Genomic DNA, 22784 nt, shown 5'->3' on the forward strand with positions numbered 1-22784 from the left:
CGTTAACCTTTATGTGTTTGAATATGTTGGATGCGCAACACGGGATAATGGGTTTTCAGGCTGCGTTGGGCGAGAAATCCCGCCACGTCCACCTGTTCGCCCTCGCGGTGCTGCCATGCTTGGGCGTCCGAGCCGATGATTTTGCCGGCCAGTTCGAATTTGGCCAGATAGGGCGAGCCGTTGTCCTGCTGCCAAGATTCGTGGCTGAGCACCACATCCAGCACCGGCACGCCGGCGGGGGTGTAGCGCAGGGCGCCAACTTTGTGCAAAACCGCGCTCAGACGGAAAGTATTTTCCAAATCAGGATTCTGCGCTTTCAGCAGAAGCGGGAGCTGTGGTTTCGCCGCTCAGCAGGTTTTTGGATTTTTCTTCTTTCATCATCGGAGAAGCCTCGGTAACGGCGGCTTTCTTCTGGATGGTCAGATGGCGCAGTACCGCGTCGTTGAAGCGGAAGGCGGTTTCCAGCTCTTCCAAAACGGCGGGGGTGGTTTCGATGTTCATCAGAACATAGTGCGCTTTGTGGATTTTGTTGATGGGGTAGGCCAGCTGGCGGCGGCCCCAGTCTTCCAAGCGGTGGATGTTGCCCTGGTTTTCGCTGATCAGGGTTTTGTAGCGTTCGATCATCGCAGGCACTTGCTCGCTCTGGTCAGGATGAACGATAAACACGATCTCATAATGACGCATGTTGTCTCCTTACGGTTTAAAAACAGCCTTCAGCCATGCGGGCGCGTGAAGGCAAGGTTGGCAAAGCCGCGCATTATAGTCCGTGCGTTTGTGGCGGGCAAGTTTTGCGTGGTTTTTCAGGCAGCCTGAAAGGGTTTCAGGCTGCTTTGGGCGTTTGCAAAGACGGCTGCGGCGCTTGCCGCTGCGTTTCAGGCTGCCCGTTTAATGCTGGCAGCCGGCGCAGAAAAAAGTGCCGCGCTGGCCGAGTACGGTTTTTTCGATATGGCCGCCGCAGCGCGGGCAGACTTGCCCCTGGCGGCCGTAAACGGCGTATTCCTGCTGGAAATAGCCGCTGTGGCCGCTGCTGTCGGTGAAGTCGCGCAGGGTGCTGCCGCCGGCGGCGATGGCGCGCTCGAGCACGGTTTTGATGCAGCTGGCCAGCATTTCGCATTCTTCGGCGCTTAAGGAATTGGCGGCGCGGTCGGGGCGGATGCCGGCGGCAAACAGGCTTTCGTTGGCGTAGATATTGCCGACGCCAACGACCACGGCGTTGTCCATCAGCGCGGTTTTGACCGGCCGTTTCAGGCTGCTTAGGCGCCGGTGCAGATAGCTGCCGTCAAATTCGTCCGTCAGCGGCTCCGGCCCCAGCGCGGCGAGCAACGGGTGGTGTTCGGCGGCGCCGGCAAACCACAGCACCAGGCCGAAACGGCGCGGGTCGCGGTAGCGCAGCACGGTGCCGTCGCTAAAGGCGATGTCCAGATGGTCGTGCTTTTGCGGCTCGGGGTGCGGCGCATCGGGCAGCAGGATTTTCAGGCTGCCCGACATGCCCAGATGGATCAGCAGCACGCCGGTGGCAAAACGGATCAGCAGGTATTTGGCGCGGCGACTGCATTCGAGCACCGTTTCGCCGGCCAGCGTGGCGCCGAGTGTTTCAGGAACAGGCTGGCGCAGCTTGGCCTGGCGCACGGTAACGGCGGCGACGGTGCGTCCTTCGATATGCGGCGCAACGCCGCGCAGCACGGTTTCGACTTCCGGCAGTTCGGGCATGGTTTTCTTTCTGAATAAATGGCGCGGGCAAAAGCAAAAACGGTTTTCAGGCTGCTTTCGGATTTGCATCGATACGGACGGTACAGGCAGCCTGAAAGCCAAAAAACGCGCGAAACAAAGTTTCAGGCTGCCTGCCGTGCTCTTATTGTAACAAGCGCGGCGGGCGGGGAAGAAACCGCGGTGCGCTTGGCGGCGGGGTGGAAAGACTTTTCAGGCTGCTTTTGCCGGCGATGGTGGCGACGGCTGCGGCTTATGTTAAAGTAGCGCCTTTTTCGCCGAGCCCTTGTGAGGATATGCCCATGCCTGCTTCCCGCCGATATTTGAAACCTGCCTGCCTGATGCTGCTGCTGGCGTTTTCAGGCAGCCTGAAAGCCCAAACTGCCGATAGCGGCGAGAAGGTTTACCGGCCGTCGGTAAAAATCCGCTATTCCGAAGAGGAAAAGGCGGCGGAAGTGGCGCGGCGCGGTGCGATTGTCGATCACACCCAATATCTGTTTGCGCTGCTGTCGGCCGAAATCGCGCTGAACAAAGGCGACATTACCAGCGCCATCGGCACCTATCTGCATGTGCTGCGCGAAACACACGACCCGCAGGTGGCCGAACGGGCGATGGAATTGTCGATTTCCGTGCGCGCCTATCCGGTGGCCGACGCGGTGTACAAAAAATGGCTGGAAACCAAGCCGGAAGCCACGCCGGAGCACCGCCGTCTGACTTGGATCCACGCGCTCTCGCAAGGCGAGTGGGACGCCGTGCTGGCCGGCATGCCGCAGGTGATGGAAGAGGCCGGTGAAGAGCGGCGGCCGAAACTTTTTGTACTGTTGACGCAGATGGGCGCCGCTAATCCCGACCTGTTGGCCAAAGGCGGCGATGCCGTTGCCAAAACCGTGAGCCGTTACGACACCCTGCCCGAGGCGCTGATTGCCGATCTGCTGTTTCACAGCGATGCCAAAGGCAAAGAGCAGGCGGCGGCGGATTTGAAAAAGCTGTCCGCGCTTGACGTGCCGCCGGCGCTGTTTGCCGTGATCGATGCCGTGGCGCGCATCAACGGCGAGCCGTTCAAAAAGTTTTTCGACGGCGCGGAAAAGCAGGAACTGAAACGCGAATGGCGTCTGCTGGAAGTGGACGTGCTGACCCGCAGCGGCGATTACGCCAAAGCCAACCGCCGCCTGCAAAAGCTGCTGGGCGACGCGCCCAGCGCCCAGCTTTATCTTCAGGCTGCCGGTTTGGCCAAAGAGCGCAAAAGCCCGATGAACACCGTGCTGGGCTATATCGAAAAAGCCTACCAGAGCGGCACCGACGAAGAAAAATCCCGTGCTGCGCTGCTGGCTTCGACCATGCTGTGGGGCGAAGACCGCTATGTTGAGGCGGAAAAATGGGCGAAAAAAATCACCAACCGCGAATACCGTTTCGACCGCGCCGTGCTGCTGGCCAATCTGGCCGGCTCGCAAAAACAGTGGCCGCGCGTCAAACTGCTGGTGCAGCAGGCCAAGAAAATGCCCGAAAAGAGCGGCCGTTTCTTTGAAGCCAAAGACTTGGACGGTGCCTATATCTCCGCCGTCAGCGAATCGCAGCCGCCGGCGCAGGCCGTGCAGACGCTGGGCGCCCTGATTGCCCAGGCCGAGCGCAGCCGCCCAGGCACCGAGCGCAACCGCTATCTGGGCATGCTGCTGCTGCAGCGCGGCCTGATTTACAGCGACAAGCTCAAGCAAAACGCCAAAGCCATCGCCGATTTCCGCCGCAATCTCGAACTCAACCCCGGCAGCGCCGAAGCGCAAAACTCGCTCGGTTACACCCTGCTCGAAAGTGGCACGGGCAATGTGGACGAAGCCTTCAAGCTGATCCAGAGCGCCTACCGCCAGCGTCCCGACAGCGTGGAAATCAACGACAGTATGGGCTGGGCTTACTTCAAAAAAGGCGATGCCGAAAACGCGCTGCCCTATCTGGAATACGCCTACCGCAACAAAAAAGACCCCGAAGTTGCCGCCCATTTGGGCGAGGCTTATTGGGCGCTGGAGCAAAAAGAGCGCGCCCGCGAAGTATGGCGCGAAGGCTGGCAGAAAGACCCCAAACACGCCGTGTTGGCCGCCGTGCTGAAAAAATACGGCATCGTTTTCAAATAAACCGTCCCCGCCCGCGCCCGTCGTCTGCCGAGCCGGCGGGCGTTTTCCCGCCTTCTTTGGCGGCTGATTAACCGTTTTCCCGCATTTTGTTTTTTCCAAACCTGTTTGCCGTCTCGCGTGCAAGGTTCGCCGTGCCAAAGACGGCAGACAGGTTTTCAGGCTGCCTGAAATGTCCTTTATCCTTTCCAAACAAGCCATTGCGGTGGCCGTGCTGCTGCTGGCCTTTGCCGGCGTGAAAACCGCCGCCGTGCTGTGGTGGCAGAACAGCCGCAGCGCCGAAGCTGCCGCCCAGCCGGTGGCCGCCTGCCGCGTCGAAGCCGGCGGCTGCCCCTTTCTCGGCAGCGCCCGTTTTCGTCTTGAAGGCGTGGGCGACGGCAAAGCGCCGTTTGCCATCCGCGCCGAGGGCGTGCCCGACAACATCGGCAGCGTCAGCGCGTCTTTCCGCATGGACGGCATGGACATGGGGTTCAACCGCTTTGATTTGGTGCGCAACGGCAGCGGCCGCTGGCAGCTCGACAACGCCCGCCTGCCCTTCTGCGTTGCCGGCCGCCATGACTGGATCGTCGAATGGGATGCCGACGGCCGCCGTTTTCAGGCTGCTTTTAGTACCCAGCCTTAGGGTGTGTTGACACTCAGCGTTGCGGTGGTGTTTTGGGCAAAAAATACTCGCCTGCCGCGTCAAAAATGCTCGCAAGGTGCCCAACCTTGCTGTGCTTTTTTCCTTGCATTCGGGCATTTTTTACTCAAAAAACCACTTCGCAAGCCGAATGTCAACACACCCTAGCGTCGCATATGTTTTTTAAAACTGCCCAAAAGCAGCCTGAAAACCGCCAACATGGTTTTCAGGCTGCTTTTTTGGATTTGCCCGAAGTTGCGTTTCAGGCTGCCTGTGATGCCGTCTGAAAAGCAGCCTGAAAACGGCAGGGCAGCCTTGTTCCCGCTTGTGGGGAAAGGCTAGGGCAGGGGCTTGTGCCGCTAAAGCAGTTCTGCGAACTGCCACCCCTACCCCGGCTCCCCCCGCGCTTGAGGCGCAGGGAAGGGGAGAAACGCTGTTTCAGACAACCTTACAGGCAGCCTGAAAGCCGGATAGTGCGGCAAAACGGCAAAAAAGCAGCCTGAAAATGGTTTTCAGGCTGCTTTGGTGTCGGCAACGGCGCTTAAATCGCGCTCAGGCGGTCAATACATGCCTTCGCGCTCTTCGCGGGTGCTGATGTAGATGTTTTTCACCTGGGTGTAGGCGCCGAGCATCATTTTGTGGGTTTCGCGGCCGATGCCGGAAGTTTTGTAGCCGCCAAAGGGCGCGCCGGCGGGCAGACGGTTGTAGCAATTGATCCACACGCGGCCGGTTTCCAGCGCGCGGGAAACGCGCAGGCAGCGGTTGATGTCGCGGCTCCACACCGCACCGCCCAGGCCGTAGTCGCTGTCGTTGGCCATGGCGATAACTTCTTCTTCGGTTTTGAATTTGATTACGGTGGCCACCGGGCCGAAGATTTCTTCCTGCGCCACGCGGGCGGTGTTGTCTTTGGCTTCGATTAGGGTGGGTTCGATAAATTCGCCTTTACCCAATTCGCCTTCAACCTTTTTGCCGCCGGTGATGATGCGGCAGCCTTCCTGTTCGCCGATTTTGATGTATTTCAAAATGGTGTCGAGCTGGCCGGCACTCACTTGGGCGCCCATCTGGGTGTCGTCTTCCCACGGCAGGCCGACTTTGACTTTTTTGAACTCTTCGGCCAGCGCGGCAACGAATTTATCGTAAATGCCTTCCTGCACGAAGATGCGCGAGCCGGCGCAGCACACCTGGCCTTGGTTGAACAGAATGCCTTTTTGCGCGCCTTCGAGGGCTTTGTCAAAGGGCATGTCGTCAAAGAAGATATTGGCCGATTTGCCGCCCAGTTCCAGCGTGGCGGGAATCAGCATCTCGGCGGCGGCGATGCCGATGTGGCGGCCGACTTCGGTGGAGCCGGTAAAGGCGAGCTTGCTGAAGCCTTTGTGGCGCAGCATGTATTCGCCGGACTTGCTGCCGCGGCCGGTGATGATGTTGAGTACGCCTTTGGGCAGCAGGTGGTTCACTTTCTGGGCGAAAGAGAGCAGGCTCAGCGAGGTGCTGGACGAGGGGTGGATGACGATGGTGCAGCCGGCGGCCAGCGCGGGGGCGATTTTCCAGGCGGCCATCAGGAAGGGGAAGTTCCACGGAATGATTTGGCCGACCACGCCGATGGGTTCGCGCAGCACGATGGACAGGTCTTCCTGGTCAAGCTGGTTGGCGGTGCCTTCTTCGCCGCGGATGACGCCGGCGAAATAGCGGAAATGGTCGGCAGACAGGGCGATGTCGGCGGCGCGGGTTTCGCGGATGGGTTTGCCGTTGTCCAGCGTTTCCTGCAGGGCGAAGAGTTCGAGGTTTTCTTCGATGACTTCGGCGATTTTAATCAGCAGCGCGGCGCGCTCGGCGGCGGTGCTGTTTTTCCAGCTTTTAAAGGCTTCCTGCGCGGCTTTGACGGCGGCATCGACGTCGGCTTCGCTGGCATCGGTAAATTTGGCCAGCACTTCGCCGGTGGCGGGGTTGTAGGATTCCAGCAGATTGGCCGGTTTGGTCCATTCGCCGTTGATCAGCAAGCCGTATTCTTTGTCGAACACATTCAGATTTTTAGCCATGATGTTTCTCCTGTGGGTTGGGCGGCTGCCGCCGCAAACTGCCGGCAGAGAAATTCTGCCTGCCGCTTCAGGGTATTGCGTTTTGCTGCGCGTTGCAAGTACTTCCGCGTTTGCGTTTTGCATTGCTGATGGCGGCGATTATTGCGGCAGGCAGCCTGAAAGGCCGATTGGCACGGAAAAAACGGCAAAAAGGCAGCCTGAAAAGTTTTCAGGCTGCCTTGGGGATGGCGAAAAGGGGCTTAGCCGGGTTTGCCGTCCAAACGCGGACGCAGCAGCCAGGGCAGGTAGCGGAAGAAGAAAATCAGCATGGACGCCGCAAACAGCACCGCCGAGCAGCGGTAGCTGTGCAGGTAGGCGGTGGGATGCACATACAGCATCACCGCCGCCAGCGCGCGCATCAGGCTGGCGGCCACCATCAGCCAGAACGCCAGCCCCAGCCCTTTGGGCACCGGATAGAGCGGGCGGGCGGTGTGGCCGAGCGCGGTGCGGGTCATCATGCCGATGGTCAGCAGGCCGATGCCGCCCACCGCCAGCAGGTGCACGCCGAGGCTCTGTGTTTGGCTGTAGAAGCGGCCGATGCCCATAAACAGCAGCCCCAGCGCGGTAAAGGCGTAGCCGATATGCAGCACCCACAGCATCGGTTCGCGCAGCACGCCTTTGTCGAACCAGCGCACCGACTGGATGATATTGATGATGCCCAGCGCGATGGCGAGCACGCCGACCACCGGTTTCAAAAACGGCCAGGCAGCCTGAAGAAACAGCAGCGGGGCGATCAGCATCGGCAGCACCAGCGTCGAGAGCATCAGCCACATCGGGCTTTGCACCTGCTCTACGTTCAGGCGGCGCGAAGTGAAGAACGAAATGATGCGGTTGCCGACCAGGCCGATAAAGCCGGCCACCATAATCAGGCCGGAAATCAGCCCGTTGTGCAGCACGGCGCCGTCGATCGGGTGAAGGAACAGGTGGAACAGGCCGTGGGTGGCGCCGAGCATAAACAGCGCGGCCACGGCGATGTAGTTGCGGGTGCTGCGGCTTTTCCATACCGCATCGCCCATGCCGTAGGCCGAGAGCCAGTAAAACAGCGTGCCGCACACGCCGGAAGCGGCCAGCGCCCAATGGCGCGGCACAAAGGCCAGCACCCGCGCCGCCAGCCACAGCGCGGTCAGCACAATCAGAAAACGCCCGTGCACCGGCGGCTGCTTGGTCCAGGTGGCGACGGCGGTCAGCAAAAAGGCGACCACCACCGCACCGGCATAACCCCAGATCATTTCATGGGCGTGCCAGTAAAAACTCGGTAAAACGGAAGTGCCCTGGTAGCCGAAGCCCCACAGCAAAACGGAAACCGCGGCATAAAGCGCGGAAAGCAGATAAAACGGCCGAAAGGCCATCGCCCACACCGGGCGTTCGGAAAAAGCGGTCATTGTTGTCGTGTCCTTGGCAGGGTAGTGTTGTTTTTCGGTTTGTTTTTTTTCAGGCAGCCTGAAAGGGTTTTTACGCCGGATCGGGCGGCGGCAGCGCGTGTTTGGTTACCGCTTCAAACAGCTCGCGCTCTTCAAAACGAGCATGGCTGCGCAGCAGGGTGGCGAAGGCCTTGTTCCATTCGGCATCGTCAAAACGCGGCTCGCGGATCATCTGCCGCAGCTGGGCGTGTTCGGCTTCGAAACGCTCGCGCAGCGCGGCATCGGGCAGCTTGTGCCATAAGGGGCCAAACAGGGTTTCTTCTTCGAGAAAATGGTGTTCGAGATCGACGAAATGTTCGGTGATGTCGGCGCGGTGGTTTTTTTCCGGCTCGCGCATAATCCGCAGGCACAGCGCCAGCGTATGGTGGTGCTCCATCGACAGTTGGGTGAGCGCCGGATGGCGTTTGAGCGGTTTCATGATGTGGTGTTCCTTGTTATTTGTTATTTGAGCGTATAAGATGCCCATATTATGAAACTTTAACTTTTTTGCCGCAACAAACAATGTATCTGACGCAACAAACCGACTACGCCATGCGCGTATTGATCTACGCCGCTGTAAACGATGGGGTTCTGGTCAATATCGGCACCATCGCCGAGGCCTACAAAATCTCCAAAAGCCATTTGATGAAAGTTGTTACCGCCTTGGTCAAAGGCGGCTTTTTGATTAGCGTGCGCGGCAAGGGCGGCGGTTTGCGGCTGGCCAAAAGCGCCGAAGAAATCCGCGTCGGCGACGTGGTGCGGCTGATCGAGCCGATGCAGATTGCCGAATGCTTCGGCAGCAACAACCAATGCGTCATCACCCCGCACTGCCGCCTGGCCGACGTGCTGCACGGCGGCCTGCGGATTTTCCTGCAACACCTGGACGGCTTTACGCTGGCCGATTTAATCAACCGCCCCACCAGCCAGATGCTGCAGGAAACCCACATCGCCATCAACGCCGCTGGCAAACACTAAACCCCGCTTTCAGGCTGCCTGTATGCAACAGGCAGCCTGAAAACCCTTTTTAAGCCTTGAATAAAGGCAGCCTGAAAAGCGGCCTGTGTTAGAATTGCCGCCTTTTTCCCACCCCCGTTTTGCGCCATGAATATTCCCCAAACGCTTGTGATTGCCAGCCGCGAGAGCCGTCTGGCGATGTGGCAGGCCGAATACGTCCGCGACCGCCTGCAGGCGCTTTATCCGCAATGCCGCGTCAGCATTCTGGGCATGACCACCCAGGGCGACCAGATTCTCGACAAAACCCTGTCCAAAATCGGCGGCAAGGGTCTGTTTATCAAAGAGCTGGAGCAGGCGCTGCAGGACGGGCGCGCCGATTTGGCCGTCCATTCGATTAAAGACGTGCCGATGGATCTGCCCGCCGGTTTCGCGCTGGCCGCCATCAGCGAGCGCGCCAATCCTTTCGACGCTTTCGTTTCCAACCGTTACGACAGCCTGCAGGCGCTGCCCGCCGGCGCAGTGGTCGGCACTTCCAGCCTGCGCCGCGAAGCCCAGCTGCGCGCCCGTTTCCCGCAGTTGGAAGTGCGTCCGCTGCGCGGCAACGTCCAAACCCGGCTCGCCAAACTCGACCAGGGCGATTACGACGCGATTATTCTCGCCGCCGCCGGACTGGAGCGGCTGGGGCTGCACGAGCGTATCCGCGCCATCCTGCCGCCGCAGGAAAGCCTGCCCGCCGCAGGGCAGGGCGCTTTAGGCATCGAAATCGCCGCCGAGCGCCAAGACCTGCTCGAAGTGCTTGCCCCGCTCAACCACGCGCAAACCGCCGCCTGCGTAACCGCCGAACGGGCGCTGGCGCGGGCTTTGGGCGGCAGCTGCCAAGTGCCGCTGGCCGCCTACTGCACCGAAGATCAGGGTTTGCTGAGCCTGTACGGACTGGTCGGCCATCCCGACGGCTCGCACACGCTGCACGCATCCGCACAGGCGCCCGCCGCCTATGCCGACGCACTCGGCCGCGCCGTTGCTAAAAAACTGGCCGACGACGGCGCAGCCGAACTGATCGCCGCCATTCTCAACGAAACTTCCGCCGCTGCGGAAAAGGAAATCCGATGATTGCACAAGCTATACTCGCCGCTGCCTTAGGCATGGACTTCAACAGCGCGTTGGCGCAGGCGCAGCAGCAGCAGGCCGCGCTGCCCGCCGCCCAGGCCGAACTGCTCGACCAGCAGCGCGGTGAAGCCGTCAGCCTGGCGTTTGATGCCTGCGGCTACGGCGAAGAAACGCCCGAAGGCGAAGTGGTTGCCGACGAAAACGAAGCCGCGCCGCCCTTTACCGTAGTGGCCGCCATCGACCGCTCCGGCCGCGTGATGCAGACCTGGCGCCAGGGCGGCGACGAGCGTTTCGCTTCCTGCGCCGAAGCGCAAATCCGCCAGAATATGCGGTTTGCCGCGCCGCAAGAGCCTTTCTTTGCTTCTTTTGAATTCCGCTTTTAAGCATTATGGCCGCCGCCGAAAGGCAGCCTGAAAACGCCGCTCCGCGGATGCTGTTGCTGCGCCCGCGCCAGCGGCTGGCCGCCGATGTGGAGAGCTGCCGTGCCGCCGGCTGGCAGGGCGTGCCGTTTGCGCCTTTGGAAGCGCAGCCGCTGCCTGATGCGCTGGCGGCGCTGCCGCAGCAGCTGGCGCAGTCGGCCGCTGCGTTTTGGGTCAGCCCCACTGCGGTGGAAATTGCCGCGCCGGCGGCGTTTTCAGGCAGCCTGAAAGCCCTGCCGCATGTGGCGGTGGGTGCGGCAACGGCGGCGGCGCTGCACGCGGCCGGCGCGCAAAACGTGGTGTTCGACCCCGCCGGCAAAGACAGCGAAAGCGCGGCGCGGCTGCCGATATGGCGCACGCTGCCCGCCGGTGCGCAGGTGCTGGTGGTGCGCGGCGAAAGCGGCCGCGGCCATCTGGCTGCCGAGCTGGCCGCTGTCGGTCTGCGCCCGCATTTTGCGCCGGTGTACCGCTTGGCGCCGCTGGCGCTCGACTGGCAGCTTTTTCGCAACCCGCCGCCGCAGGCGGTATGGCTGACCGCGCTGCAGTGCGCCGATGCCATGCTCGCGCAGCTGCCCGCCGAATTGGCGCAGAGCGCGCAATCCTTGTTATACTTTACCCACCACGAGCGCATCCGCCGCGGCCTGTTAGAGCGCGGAATGGCGCGCGTTTTTTGTGTCGCAGACCTGCCGGCGGCGTTTGCCGCTTATGGCAGCCTGAAAGCCCGGTTCGGGGCAGCCTGAAACGGTTTTCAGGCTGCTTCGGGCAGTTTGGCAGGCTTCAGGCAGCCTGAAAAGTTTGGCGGCCGTTTTAACCGTTTTATCCTTATTTTCCCGCCGCGTCGCGGCATCAGACGGAGTGTCCATTATGAGCGAATCCACCCAACAACCCGTTCCGGAGCAGAAGCAGACCCAGCCCGAACCGGCTGCGGCACCGGCCGCAACGGCTGACGGCGGCGCGGCGGCACAGCCGATCGTGATCCAGCAGAAGGGCGGCGGCAAAGGTTTGGCCGCCGGCGCGCTGGTGTTGTCGCTGATTGCGCTGGGTGTGGGCGGCTTTTTGTTTGTCGAAGGACAGAACGTGCTGCGCAACCAGGAAACGCGCGTCAGCCACGAGCTGGACAAGGCGGCGCTGGGCGAGAGCCAAAACGGCGTGCTGCTGCAGGAATCGCTGCGCGAACAGCAGGCGCTGAAAGCGAAAATCCAAGAGCTCGAAGCGCAGCAGGCGCAGGGCGGCCGGCAGCTGGCCAATGTCGATCGCGCCTATACCGAGCTGCTCAAAGGCCGCGTCAACTGGCTGGTGGACGAAGTGGAAGTTACCCTGAATCTGGCGTCGCAGCAGCTGGTGCTCTCGGGCAACGTGCCGGTGGCGGTGAACGTGCTGGAGAGTCTGGAGCAGCGTCTGAGCCGTTTCGAGCAGCCTGAATTGCTGCCGATCAAGCAAGCGATCAGCCAGGATTTGGCGGCGCTGAAAAACCGCCCTTATCTGAACGTAGCTGGCACCGCGCTGCGGCTTGACCGCTTGGAAAACGGCGCCGCCGGCCTGCCGCTGCTGTTGGACAGCACGCTGAAAACGCAAAACGCGCCCGCCGCGCAAGTACATTCCGGCGGTTTTTGGTCGCGCACTTGGGAAAACAGCGTCAATATGCTCAAAGGCATGGTCGAAGTGCGCCATCTCGACAGCAACGATGCCATGCTGCTGGCGCCCGAGCAGGTGTATTTCGTGCGCGAAAACCTGCGCCTGAACCTGCTGGATGCGCGTTTGGCGCTGCTGCAGCACAACGGCGAGGTTTACCAGAACGATTTGAATAAAGTCGAAACCACCGTCAAACAGTATTTCGACGTGCAGTCGCCCACCACCCAGGCGTGGCTGAAGGAATTGGACGAACTCAAAGCGCTGGAAGTGCGGATGGTTTCGGACGATGCCCTGAAAGCCAGCCAGGCCGCGGTGCGCAATTACCAAAACAGCGTGCGTACCGCCATGCCGGTGGTGCTGCCTGAAAACGCACCGCTGCCGCCGGCTTCCGCGCCCGCGTCTGCCGACAGCGTTCAGGCTGCTTCGCAAACCACCGCTTCCGCCGCGCCGGCCGCTTCCGCGGTGAAGGCTTCCGATCCGGCCGCCTCATCGAAGCCGGCCGCGAAAGACGAAAGCAAAGGCGGGCAGCCTGAAAAACCGCAGGCCAAGCCCGAAACCAAACCCGACGCCAAAGCCAAAGGAGCGCAGGCATGAAACAGCTGATTTGGATTATCGTCCTGTTTGCCGTCGGCATCGGGCTGGCGCTGTTGTCCAATATTTATACCGGCAATGTGTTCATCCAGGTGAACACCCTGCTGGTGCGGGTGAATCTCAACCTGTTTATCGTCGGCCTGCTGCTGGGCGTGCTGCTGCTGTATATTCTGGTGGGCGTGTTCGCCGCGCTGCTCGGCGCCCCCGGCCGTTTGAGCCGTTTCGGCACCAGCCGCAAGAGCCGCAAGGCCGCGCAGGCGCTTAATGCCGCCGGTTTGGCGTATTTTGAAGGCAAGTACCGTCAGGCCGAACAGCAGGCCGCCAAAGTGCTGGCCAACAAAGAAGCCGGCGACAACCGTGTGCTGGCGCTGCTCTTGGCCGCCCACGCTGCCGACCAAAGCGGCGACCGCGAAGCCAGCCTGCGCTATCTGGCCGACATCGCCAAACTACCGGAAAAACAGCAACTCTCCCGCCACTTGCTGCTGGCCGAAAGCGCGCTCAGCTCGCAAGACTATGTGTCTGCCGACAACCACCTGAAAGCCGCCGCCCAAACCAACCCGCGCCTGACCCGCCTGGTACGCCTGCAGCTGCGTTTGGCGCAGGATCAGGGCGACGCGCTGGAGATTCTCGACAAAACCGACAAACTGGTGCGCGCCGGCGCCGTCAGCGACACCGCCGCCCGCCAATACAGCCTGCAGGCCTACCGCAAGCTGCTGCAGAGCGCCGACGATGCCGCCGGTATGAAGGCCTGTCTCAAACGCATTCCCGATGCGCTGAAAGAAGACGAGCTGTGCCAGACGGTTGCCGAGCGCTATGCCGAGCTGGGGCTGTACCGCCAGGCCGTTTCCTGGGTAGGCAAATACTATCCGCTCAACCATCAGGCCGGCCTGCTGCCGCCCCTGATCGAAAGCGTGCGCTATCTGAGCGACAAAGAGCAGCGCAAAATCATCGACACCGCCGATGCCTGGCTGCCGCACAACCCCAACGATGCCCGTCTGCTGATGTATCTGGGCGAACTGGCCTACAACAAACAGCTATGGGGCAAGGCTCAGGGCTATCTCGAAGCCAGCATCGGCATCGCCCCCAGCCCGTCCGCCCGTCTGATTCTGGCCAAAGTGCTCGACGAATCCGGCCAGAGTGCCGAAGCGGAAAACCAGCGCCGTCTGGCATTGGAGCAGATGGGCGACGAATAAAGCCCGTTGCGCGGTGTACCGTATTTTTCAGGCTGCCTTTACCCAAAGGCAGCCTGAAAAGCATTCAAGCGGCTTTCAGGCTGCCCCGATGCCGCGCCGCATTTCGGCTTGGCGGGACGTTCGGGGTAGCCTAAAAAAACGCGGTCGTAAAAAAACGGGGCGGGAAGACTGTTCTTCCTGCCCCGTTTTCAGGCTGCCCGATTCTGCAAAGCAGCCTGAAAGCATTGCCGGCGGTTTTCAGGCTGCCTGCCGTTTATTTGGCGGCGTCCAGGCCGAATTCTTTGTGCAGCACGCGGGTGGCCAGTTCCATATATTTCTCGTCGATCAGCACCGACACTTTGATTTCGGAAGTGGAAATCATCTGAATGTTGATGCTGTCGGCGGCCAGCGCGCGGAACATTTTGGAGGCGACGCCCACGTGCGAGCGCATGCCCAGGCCGACGATCGACACTTTGCATACGGTGTCGTCGCCGCTGACTTCCTGCGCGCCGATGGTGTGTTGCAGCGCCTGCAGCACTTCCAGCGCTTTTTTGTAGTCGTTGCGCGGCACGGTGAAGGAGAAGTCGGTGGTGCCTTCGGTGCCGACGTTCTGGATGATCATATCGACTTCGATGTTGGCATCGGCAACGGTGCCGAGAATCTGGTAGGCGATGCCCGGTTTGTCGGGCACGCCGCGCACGTTGATGCGCGCCTGGTTTTTGTCGAATGCGATGCCGGATACGATGGCTCTTTCCATGTTGGGGTCTTCCTCAAAAGTAATTAACGTTCCGTCCCCGCCTTCGGTGAGACTGCTGAGTACGCGCAGGCGGACTTTGTATTTGCCGGCGAATTCCACCGAGCGGATTTGCAGCACTTTCGAGCCGAGGCTGGCCAGTTCCAGCATTTCGTCGAAAGTAACGGTTTCCATGCGGCGGGCTTCGGGTACCACGCGCGGGTCGGTGGTGTAAACGCCGTCCACATCGGTGTAGATTTGGCATTCGTCGGCTTTGAGCGCGGCGGCAAGCGCCACGGCCGAGGTGTCCGAACCGCCGCGGCCGAGGGTGGTGATGTCTCCGTTGCCGCTCACGCCTTGGAAGCCGGCAACGATAACCACTTTGCCGTCCTGCAGGTCGGCGCGCATTTTGGCGTCGTCGATGTCTTCGATGCGGGCTTTGGTGTGGGCGTTGTCGGTTTTCAGCGCCACCTGCCAGCCGGTGTAGCTTTTGGCTTCGACGCCGATGCTTTTGAGCGCCATCGCCAACAGGCCGATGGTGACCTGCTCGCCGGTGGAGAGGATGACGTCGAATTCGCGCGGATCGGGAATTTCCTGAATTTCCTGCGCCAGGGCAACCAGGCGGTTGGTTTCGCCGCTCATCGCGGACACCACCACCACCACGTCGTGCCCTTCGGCGCGGGCTTTGGCCACCCGTTTGGCAACGTTTTTAATCCGTTCGACGGAACCGACCGAGGTGCCGCCGTATTTTTGAACAATCAAAGCCATAATGCTGCTTTCTGTGAATCCGGTTGGGGTTTGGGAACCTTGCCGCCGCTGCGTTGCAGCCGGCATGCAGTGGAATAAAAGGGCGCGATTATACACGCTTCTTTTGCCGTTTGAGGCAGCCTGAAAAGGTTTTCAGGCTGCCTCAAATCCGGTTTGGTTTAATCGTCGCCGCCGCCGACGCGCAGGCCGGCATCGGCGGTCATCGGCGCGCTGGAGCCGGTGCTTTGGGCGGGCTGGGCGAGTTTGGCCAGATAGGCTTCATCGACATCGCCGGTAATGTAGCGGCCGCTGAAACAGGAGTCGTCAAAACCTTCGATGGCCGGGTTTAGGCGGCGGACAAGGTTTTTGAGTTCGTCCAAATCTTGGAAGATGCAGGCGTCGGCGCCGATTTCGCGGGCGATTTCTGCGGCATTGCGGCCGTGGGCGATCAGTTCGCTGCTGGTGGGCATATCGATGCCGTACACATTGGGGTAGCGCACTTCGGGGGCGGCGGAGGCGAAAAAGATTTTTTTGGCGCCGGCTTCGCGCACCATTTCGACGATTTCGCGGCTGGTGGTGCCGCGCACGATGGAATCGTCCACCAGCAGCACGTTTTTGCCGGCGAACTCGCTGGCGATGGCGCTGAGTTTCTGGCGCACCGATTTTTTGCGCGTCGCCTGGCCGGGCATGATGAAGGTGCGGCCGATGTAGCGGTTTTTGATCAGGCCTTCGCGGTAGGGTTTGCCCAGATGCTGCGCCAGAGTCATGGCGCTGGGGCGGCTGGTGTCGGGAATCGGCATCACCACGTCGATTTCGTCGGGATTCAGGCTGCGTTTGACCGTTTCGGCCAGCGCCACGCCCATATCGCAGCGCGCCTGATACACCGAAACGCCGTCGATTACCGAATCGGGGCGGGCGAAATAAACGTATTCAAACAGGCAGGGGGACAGTTTGGCGGCGCTGTGGCAGAGGCGGCTGGAGAGGGTGCCGTCAAAGCCGACGAATACCGCCTCGCCGGGCCGGACATCGCGCTCCAGACGGTAGCCGAGACTGCCGAACACCACGTTTTCCGAGGCCAGCGCGTAGTCGGTGCGGCCGGTTTCGTCGGTGCGGCTGCCCAGTACCAGCGGGCGGATGCCGTAGGGGTCGCGGAAAGCGAGCAGGCCGTAGCCGGCAATCAGGGCGACAACGGCGTAGGCGCCGCGGATCTGGCGCTGGACTTCGGCAACGGCGTTGAAAATCTGTCCGACTTCGAGCCGCTGCGGATTGTCGCTGCGGCCGACCTGCACCCGCAGCTCGTGGGCGAGTACGTTGAGCAGCACTTCGGAATCGGACTGGGTGTTGATGTGGCGCAGGTGGCGGCGGCAGACGCTTTCGCCCAGTTCGGCGGTATTGGTCAGGTTGCCGTTGTGCGCCAGCACGATGCCGAAAGGCGAGCTGACGTAAAACGGCTGCGCTTCGGCGCTGCTGCCGGCATTGCCGGCGGTGGGATAGCGCACGTGGGCGATGCCGGCGTGGCCGGTGAGATCGCGCATATGGCGGGTGCGGAATACGTCGCGCACCATGCCGACGTTTTTGTGCATGTGGAAAGAATCGTGCTCAACGGTAACGATGCCGGCGGCGTCCTGGCCGCGGTGCTGCAGCATCTGCAGGCCGTCATAAAGCAGCTGGTTGACCGGTTCGTGTGCCACTAATCCTAAAATGCCGCACATGTGGGGTTTACTCCAAGGGGATAGGTTGGTCGGGTTTGGTGTTCGGGGCGCGCTGGGGCGCGTTCGGATCGCGGTTGGGAAACTCCGAATATTGGGCGAGAAAATCGGGCAGGTAGGGCAGCGCCATCTGCGCCAGGTCTTCAAAAACGGGGGCGGTGGGCGCGTCGCGCCATTCGGGCATGCGGGGGGCGGAAGTGAAGGACAGCAGCATCACGCCCAGGGTAACGACGATGGTGCCTTTAAGCGCGCCCACCGCCGCGCCGAGCAGGCGGTTGGTGGCGTTGAGCGGGCTTTTTTCGATGGCGCCGGTCAGCAGTTTGCCCAGCAAGGCGTGGCCGAAGCGGCAGGCAACGAACACGCCGATAAAGCCGACCACCACCGCCATCGCATGCGGGCGCATCGACGAGAGCAGGGTTTCGGCCACGCTCACCGCCAGCAGCCGCGCCAGCACCAGTGAAACCACCCAGCCGGCGAGGTTCAGAACTTCAACGGCAAAGCCGCGCCATGCCGAAAACAGCACAAACGCGGCGATGGTGGCGAGTACCGACCAGTCAAAAACCGTCATTTCCATAATGTCAGCCTGTATTGCGGGCAGCCTGAAAACGGCAGCCTGAAAAGCGTTCGGCAGCCTTTTCAGGCTGCCTGAAACTTATTTTTTGTGTTCGAGCACGCGGCCGGCAATGCCGCGGCTCTGGATTTTGTCCAGCGCTTTGCCGGCGGCTTCCTTATTGGGGAAAGTGCCGGTTTTGACGCGGTAAACCGTGCCTTTGTCGGTTTTGACTTCTTCCAGATGGGCGTCGTAGTTCATGCCCTTAAGCTGCTGCTGGACTTTGCGTGCCTGCTCTTTGTCGCGGTAGGCGCCGGCCTGTACCACGGCGCGGACGGGCGCGTCTTTTTTCGCTTCGGGTTTTGCTTCGGCGCGTTTTTCAGGCTGCCGTTTGGCGGCTTCGCGCTCCTGCTGGCGTTTGCGTTCGGCATCGCGCTCGGCGGTGCGTTTTTTCTCGGCATCGCGCTCGCGTTCGGCAGCACGTTTTTTCGCGTCGGCATCACGCTCGGCGGCGCGCTTGCGTTCCGCTTCGCGGCTGCGCTCGGCGGCCTGCTCTTTGGCGCGGTGTTCTTTTTCGATATGTTCTTTTTCGGCGCGGCGCTCCTGCTCTTCGCGGCGCTTGGCCAGTCTTTCACGCTCGGCGCGGCGGTTTTGCTCGGCTTCGCTCTGCGCCTGGCGGGCTTTCTCGGCAATCGCACGCTGTTTGGCGGCGCGCTCGGCTTCCTGCTGGTCGATGATGGCCTGCGCTTTGCGGCGGCGGGCGGCATCGGCGATTTCCTGTTCGCGCTGTTTTTCAGCCTGCTGTCTGGCTTCTTCCTCTCTGGCCAGACGTTCTTCGGCTTTTTTGCGTTCGGCCTCTTCGCGACGTTTTTTACGCTCTTCGGCTTTGATGCGCTGCTGTTCGCGCTCGCGTGCCAGCATCAGGTCGCGCTCTTCGGCTTGCTCGGCACGTGCTTTTTCGCGCGCTTCATGGCGCTGCCGATCGTCGATGCTCGGTTTCTCGGGGGGCAGCTCGTTGCCCTGTGCCAGGGTCGGTACCGGTTTGACGGCGCCGTTTTCGTCCGGGAAAGCGGCTGCGGTGCGGCTGCGGCCGTTGGCGTTTTCAGGCTGCTCTGCCGAGGCGGTTTGGGTATTGGCGGGTTGCGGGCTGCCGGGCGGGGTGAGGACGTCGGGTTTTTTGGCTTTGGCAGGGGCTTCGGCCATCACCGGCGCTTTTTCTTCCTGTGAAGAGTTGCTGATGGCGGAGGCGATCAGGGCGCCGGCCACCAAAGCCAGCGCGCCGCCGCCGATCAGCCGGCGGCGGTTTTGCGATTTGACTTCTTCGTATTCATTGATGGGGTCTTGTTCTTGCTGGCTCATGGCAGAATCCTTGCTTGGGGATGGGTGCTGCGGGGGCGTTTTCGGGTTTTCAGGCTGCCTGCGTTCAGCGGCAGACGGTGCCGGCTTCGGCTACGGTGTGGAATGAGCCGAAGACGGTGATTCTATCATTTTCGCTGGCGCGGGATAAGGCGCTGCGGCAGGCGGCTTCAACGCTGTCGTATTCCTGCACCGCGCTGATGCCGTGCGCGCGCAGTTTGGCGGCAACAGCGGCGGCGCTCATGCCGCGCGGCACGTTCAGCGGGGCGGCGAACCATTCGTCGAACTGGTCTTTGACGGTTTCGATAACGGTGTCGATGTCTTTGTCGGCCAGCATGCTGAACACGGCGGTGCGGTTTTGGGCGAAGGGCAGCGCCATCAGGCTTTGGCGCAGGGCGCGGGCGGCGTGCGGGTTGTGGCCGACGTCCAGCACCACCAGCGGCCGGCCGGGCAGCACTTGGAAACGGCCGGGGTTTTCCACCAGGAGCAGGCCGCGTTTGATGGCGCCGATGTCGGCGGGCAGCCGTTCAAACAGGCATTCGACTACCGCCAGCGCGCAGGCGGCGTTGCCGAGCTGGTAGCCGCCGCGCAGGGCGGGAATCGGCAGCGAATTGCGGTTGCGCGGCGCGGCTTTCAGGCTGCTTTCAGTCGGATGGAAGCGGAAAGACCATTGCTGCTGTTCGAGTTTGGCAAAATCGAAATCGCGCTTGGGCAGCAGCAGCGGTGCGCCGATGTTTTCAGCGCAGGAAACCAGCGCCGGCGGCGGGGTTTGGCCGCAAACGGCGGGTACGTTCGGGCGCAGGATGCCGGCTTTTTCGCGGGCGATGCTGTCGATGCTGTCGCCCAGATAGGCCTGGTGGTCGAGATCGACGGAAGTGATGACGGTGCAGTCACCGTCGAATACGTTTACCGCGTCCAAGCGCCCGCCCAGGCCGACTTCCAGAATCATCACATCGACGTTTTCGCGCAGAAAGATATCGACGGCGGCCAGGGTGTTGAATTCGAAATAAGTGAGCGAAGTTTCGCCGCGCGCGCTTTCGATGCGCTCGAAGGCGGCGGTGATGGCATCGTCGGCCACCGGTTCGCAGTTGACGGTAATCCGTTCGTTGAAGCGGTGCAGGTGCGGGCTGGTCAGGGTGCCGGTTTTGAAGCCGGCTTCGGTGTAGATGCGTGACAAAAAGGCGCACACCGAACCTTTGCCGTTGGTGCCGCCGACAATAATCACCGGACAGCGCGGCTGAAGCCGCATGGCGTCTTTCACGCGGCCGACGCGCTCGAGCCCCATGTCGATGGTACCGGCGGCATGGGCGGTTTCCAGATGTTGCAGCCACTGCTGCAGGGTGCGTGTGCTCATGGTTTGCGAAACTTGGTTTTCAGGCTGCCTTTAAGGCGGGAAAGACAGTTCAGGCAGCCTGAAAAAGGCTGCCTGAACGGGAAAGGGTTTAACGGCCGCCTTCGGAGTTTTCAGGCTGCTTTGCGGTTTGGACTTGGCCGCTTTGCTGCGGCTGCGCTTTTTCGCCGATGGCCGGCTCTTTGCCGCTGCTTAAGCGGGAGATGTTGCTGCGGTGGCGGTAGAGCACCAGCACCGCAATCAGGCAGCTTGCCCAGCCCCAAGAGGGGTGATCCATCAAGATAAAGCCGGCAAACGGCGAGATGGCGGCGGCTGTCAGCGCGGCCAGTGAGGATTTTTTGAATTTGAAGGCAATTACCGCCCACACCAGCAGGCACCAGAAAGCGACCCACGGCTCCAGCGCCAGCAGCACACCCAATGCGGTGGCCACGCCCTTGCCGCCTTTGAAGCCGAAAAACACCGGCCACATATGGCCGATCACCACCGCGATTGCCGCCCAGGCAACGGTACCCGGACCCCAGTCCAGCCAGCCGGCAAAAGCGCGGGCGATGATTACCGCCGCAAATCCTTTGAATGCGTCGCCCAGCAGGGTAAGGGCGGCGGCGTCTTTGCGGCCGCTGCGCAGCATATTGCTGGCGCCGGGGTTGCCCGAGCCGTAGGTACGCGGGTCTGACATATTGAGTTTGCCGGACACAATAATGGCCGCCGACAGCGAGCCGATCAGGTAGGCGGCCAAGACAATCAGAAGTTGCAGCAGGAACATATCGGGCGCTTCCGTTTTTCGTTTACAATGGCCGCGCATTTTAACGGAACTTAATCAGATGGACAAAATTTTCCTGCACGGAATGAGGGTAGAAACGCTGATCGGCGTTTACGCCTGGGAGCGCCAGCAGACGCAGGCGCTGACGGTGGATTTGGACATCGGCATGCCCGAGCGGGCAACACTGGCCGACGACATCGCCGATACCGTCCATTACGGCGAAGTGTGCGAGACCGTGCGCCGCGAATTGGCGGGGCGCGACTTTCTGCTTTTGGAAACGCTGGCCGAGTATCTGGCACAGCTGGTGCTGGACGATTTTGGCGCGCAATGGGTGCGGGTGCGCATCGTCAAGCCCGGCATTTTGCCGGCGGTGCGCGAAACCGGCGTTGAAATCGAACGCCGCCGCAGCGCTTGAGCATGGGCGCCGCAAGATTCGTTTCAGGCTGCCTGCCGCGGCGGGCGGCCGTTTTTCTTTTTCGTTTAACCTTATTTTTAGAGTGCAACCGCCGTTTTCAGGCAGCCTGAAAACGGCAGGCGAACGACTGGATGTCTTCCAAATCTGTCAAAACCCCGCTGTTTGTCAGCCGCATGCTGCGCTATCTGCGTTTCTGGCGCGCGCGGCTGTGGCGGCTGTTGGGATTCAAGGGGCGCACCGCCTGGGTGTACGCCCCCGAGTGCGGCGCGCATTTTGCCGCCGCCGGCCATCCCGAAAGTCCCGACCGCATCCGCGTAATCGAGCAGGCGCTGAAAAAGGCGCGGCTGTGGCCGCTGCTGCAAAAGGTGCGCGCGCCGGAAGTGGCTGACGTGCAGCTGGCGCGGGTGCACAGCCGCAATTATCTGTTTTTCCTTGAGAGTAAGGTGCCGACTTCCGGCAGCGTCAAAATCAGCGAAGACACCTATCTGTGCGCCGACACCCTGCCCGCCGCCCGTTTTGCCGCCGGTGCCGCGGTTAAGGCGGTCGATATGGTGATGCGCAAGCAGGCGAAAAACGCGTTTTGCGCGGTGCGCCCGCCCGGCCATCACGCCCATGCCGACAAGGCCAGCGGTTTTTGCTTTCTCAACAACGCCGCGATTGCCGCGATGCACGCCATCGCCGCTTACCGTCTGCAGCGGGTGGCGATTCTCGATTTCGACCTGCACCACGGCGACGGCACCGAAGACATTTTCCGCGACGATCCGCGGGTGATGCTGCTGTCGTCTTTCGAATCGCCGCTGTACCCTTTCAGCGGTACCGATTTTGACGGCAGCAATCCCAATGTGGTCAATACTCCGCTGAAAGCGGGTGACGGCAGCAATGAGTTCCGCGACGCCGTGCGCGCCCACTGGCTGCCGCGGCTGGCGGGTTTCAAGCCGCAGTTTATTTTGCTGTCCGCCGGTTTCGACGCCCACCGCGACGATGCGCTCGGCCATCTGAATCTGGTGGAAGAAGACTACGAGTGGCTGACCAAAAAAATCATGCTGATTGCCAACCGCCACGCCAAAGGCCGCATCGTCTCGCTGCTGGAGGGCGGCTACAACCTGCCCTCGCTCGCTGCCTGCGCCAAAACCCATATCGCCTGCCTGGTCAAAGCCAGCCCGTTTTTCTAAAAATCTTTAATCGGCGTTTTGGGGTGCGTTCAGGCAGCCTGAAAACGTCCAATCCGCTTTTCAGGCTGCTTTTTCGGACGGCAAGGCAGCCTGAAAGACCGGCCGGCGCCGGTTTTGCCGGATGTTTTCAGGCCGTCCGCCGCCGCCTTGCGGTTTGCTATATAATCCGCCGCGTCTGCCGGTTTGCCGTTTCAG

At 61.4% G+C, this 22784-nt stretch carries 22 protein-coding genes; 10 read left to right on the forward strand and 12 right to left on the reverse strand.

The features are described 5' to 3' along the window. Positions 1 to 2 precede the first annotated feature (2 nt). The 3 genes from priB to mutM form a co-directional block, all read right to left on the reverse strand. Positions 3 to 299 carry a primosomal replication protein N gene (gene priB, locus MB824_RS07340; protein ID WP_238747652.1) on the reverse strand — a complete coding sequence of 99 codons (297 nt, stop codon included), beginning with the start codon at positions 297 to 299 and terminating at the stop codon, positions 3 to 5. A 1-nt stretch (position 300) separates the two neighbouring features. Next, the gene (rpsF, locus tag MB824_RS07345; RefSeq protein ID WP_238747654.1) at positions 301 to 684 is read right to left on the reverse strand and encodes a 30S ribosomal protein S6; all 384 of its coding nucleotides are present in this window, start codon (positions 682 to 684) and stop codon (positions 301 to 303) included. Positions 685 to 885: 201 nt separating this feature from the next. Then, positions 886 to 1710, reverse strand: coding sequence for a bifunctional DNA-formamidopyrimidine glycosylase/DNA-(apurinic or apyrimidinic site) lyase (gene mutM, locus MB824_RS07350; RefSeq protein WP_238747656.1), 825 nt, complete (start codon positions 1708 to 1710; stop codon positions 886 to 888). 299 nt (positions 1711 to 2009) lie between these two features. Here mutM and MB824_RS07355 point away from each other — a divergent pair, with 299 nt between their 5' ends. Together MB824_RS07355 and MB824_RS07360 are read left to right on the forward strand one after the other, a co-directional pair. After that, positions 2010 to 3830, forward strand: a complete 1821-nt coding sequence (locus MB824_RS07355; protein ID WP_238747658.1) for a tetratricopeptide repeat protein — start codon at positions 2010 to 2012, stop codon at positions 3828 to 3830. A gap of 169 nt (positions 3831 to 3999) precedes the next feature. After that, on the forward strand, positions 4000 to 4449 hold the full coding sequence (locus MB824_RS07360; protein ID WP_238747660.1) for a hypothetical protein: 450 nt from the start codon (positions 4000 to 4002) through the stop codon (positions 4447 to 4449). A gap of 557 nt (positions 4450 to 5006) precedes the next feature. On the opposite strand, the gene MB824_RS07365 is transcribed toward MB824_RS07360, so the two are convergent. The 3 genes from MB824_RS07365 to MB824_RS07375 form a co-directional block, all read right to left on the reverse strand. Beyond that, the gene (locus MB824_RS07365; RefSeq protein ID WP_238747662.1) at positions 5007 to 6482 is read right to left on the reverse strand and encodes an aldehyde dehydrogenase family protein; all 1476 of its coding nucleotides are present in this window, start codon (positions 6480 to 6482) and stop codon (positions 5007 to 5009) included. Positions 6483 to 6721: 239 nt separating this feature from the next. Then, positions 6722 to 7903 (reverse strand): NnrS family protein, encoded by a 1182-nt coding sequence (locus MB824_RS07370; protein WP_238747664.1) that lies wholly within the window; start codon positions 7901 to 7903, stop codon positions 6722 to 6724. A 70-nt stretch (positions 7904 to 7973) separates the two neighbouring features. Then, positions 7974 to 8360, reverse strand: a complete 387-nt coding sequence (locus tag MB824_RS07375; protein ID WP_238747666.1) for a hemerythrin domain-containing protein — start codon at positions 8358 to 8360, stop codon at positions 7974 to 7976. An 83-nt stretch (positions 8361 to 8443) separates the two neighbouring features. Between MB824_RS07375 and MB824_RS07380 the strand changes: the two genes are divergently transcribed. The 6 genes from MB824_RS07380 to MB824_RS07405 all read left to right on the forward strand — a co-directional run bounded on the left by MB824_RS07380 (position 8444) and on the right by MB824_RS07405 (position 13817). Next, complete coding sequence (locus tag MB824_RS07380) at positions 8444 to 8896, forward strand: RrF2 family transcriptional regulator (RefSeq protein ID WP_238747668.1); 453 nt, start codon at positions 8444 to 8446, stop codon at positions 8894 to 8896. A 126-nt stretch (positions 8897 to 9022) separates the two neighbouring features. Then, complete coding sequence (gene hemC, locus MB824_RS07385) at positions 9023 to 9985, forward strand: hydroxymethylbilane synthase (RefSeq protein WP_238747670.1); 963 nt, start codon at positions 9023 to 9025, stop codon at positions 9983 to 9985. Continuing rightward, a complete protein-coding gene (locus MB824_RS07390; RefSeq protein WP_238747672.1) occupies positions 9982 to 10365 on the forward strand; it encodes a hypothetical protein in 384 nt (127 codons plus the stop codon). Before hemC ends, MB824_RS07390 begins: the two co-directional genes overlap by 4 nt. Before the next feature lie 5 nt (positions 10366 to 10370). After that, the gene (locus MB824_RS07395) at positions 10371 to 11141 is read left to right on the forward strand and encodes a uroporphyrinogen-III synthase (RefSeq protein WP_238747674.1); all 771 of its coding nucleotides are present in this window, start codon (positions 10371 to 10373) and stop codon (positions 11139 to 11141) included. A 124-nt stretch (positions 11142 to 11265) separates the two neighbouring features. Beyond that, entirely contained in the window at positions 11266 to 12627 is a 1362-nt protein-coding gene (locus tag MB824_RS07400; RefSeq protein ID WP_238747676.1) for a uroporphyrinogen-III C-methyltransferase, read from the forward strand. After that, the gene (locus MB824_RS07405; protein WP_238747678.1) at positions 12624 to 13817 is read left to right on the forward strand and encodes a heme biosynthesis HemY N-terminal domain-containing protein; all 1194 of its coding nucleotides are present in this window, start codon (positions 12624 to 12626) and stop codon (positions 13815 to 13817) included. The genes MB824_RS07400 and MB824_RS07405 overlap by 4 nt, the downstream gene beginning before the upstream one ends. Before the next feature lie 253 nt (positions 13818 to 14070). Here MB824_RS07405 and MB824_RS07410 read toward each other — a convergent pair whose 3' ends face one another. The 6 genes from MB824_RS07410 to plsY all read right to left on the reverse strand — a co-directional run bounded on the left by MB824_RS07410 (position 14071) and on the right by plsY (position 20999). Further along, the gene (locus tag MB824_RS07410) at positions 14071 to 15297 is read right to left on the reverse strand and encodes an aspartate kinase (protein ID WP_238747680.1); all 1227 of its coding nucleotides are present in this window, start codon (positions 15295 to 15297) and stop codon (positions 14071 to 14073) included. Between the two features lie 158 nt (positions 15298 to 15455). Then, positions 15456 to 16988, reverse strand: a complete 1533-nt coding sequence (gene purF, locus MB824_RS07415) for an amidophosphoribosyltransferase (RefSeq protein WP_238747682.1) — start codon at positions 16986 to 16988, stop codon at positions 15456 to 15458. 7 nt (positions 16989 to 16995) lie between these two features. Continuing rightward, positions 16996 to 17559: a CvpA family protein gene (locus tag MB824_RS07420; protein WP_238747683.1), complete on the reverse strand. Its 564-nt coding sequence runs from the start codon at positions 17557 to 17559 to the stop codon at positions 16996 to 16998. Positions 17560 to 17637: 78 nt separating this feature from the next. After that, positions 17638 to 18894 carry an SPOR domain-containing protein gene (locus MB824_RS07425; protein ID WP_238747685.1) on the reverse strand — a complete coding sequence of 419 codons (1257 nt, stop codon included), beginning with the start codon at positions 18892 to 18894 and terminating at the stop codon, positions 17638 to 17640. Positions 18895 to 18958: 64 nt separating this feature from the next. Continuing rightward, entirely contained in the window at positions 18959 to 20245 is a 1287-nt protein-coding gene (gene folC, locus MB824_RS07430; RefSeq protein ID WP_238747687.1) for a bifunctional tetrahydrofolate synthase/dihydrofolate synthase, read from the reverse strand. An 88-nt stretch (positions 20246 to 20333) separates the two neighbouring features. Beyond that, the gene (plsY, locus tag MB824_RS07435) at positions 20334 to 20999 is read right to left on the reverse strand and encodes a glycerol-3-phosphate 1-O-acyltransferase PlsY (RefSeq protein ID WP_407659229.1); all 666 of its coding nucleotides are present in this window, start codon (positions 20997 to 20999) and stop codon (positions 20334 to 20336) included. A gap of 64 nt (positions 21000 to 21063) precedes the next feature. Between plsY and folB the strand changes: the two genes are divergently transcribed. Both folB and MB824_RS07445 read left to right on the forward strand, forming a co-directional pair. After that, positions 21064 to 21417: a dihydroneopterin aldolase gene (gene folB, locus MB824_RS07440; protein ID WP_238747691.1), complete on the forward strand. Its 354-nt coding sequence runs from the start codon at positions 21064 to 21066 to the stop codon at positions 21415 to 21417. A 131-nt stretch (positions 21418 to 21548) separates the two neighbouring features. Beyond that, the gene (locus tag MB824_RS07445; protein WP_238747693.1) at positions 21549 to 22589 is read left to right on the forward strand and encodes a histone deacetylase family protein; all 1041 of its coding nucleotides are present in this window, start codon (positions 21549 to 21551) and stop codon (positions 22587 to 22589) included. Positions 22590 to 22784 lie beyond the last annotated feature (195 nt).

The organism is Kingella pumchi, from assembly GCF_022288825.1.
Lineage (GTDB): Bacteria > Pseudomonadota > Gammaproteobacteria > Burkholderiales > Neisseriaceae > Kingella_D > Kingella_D pumchi.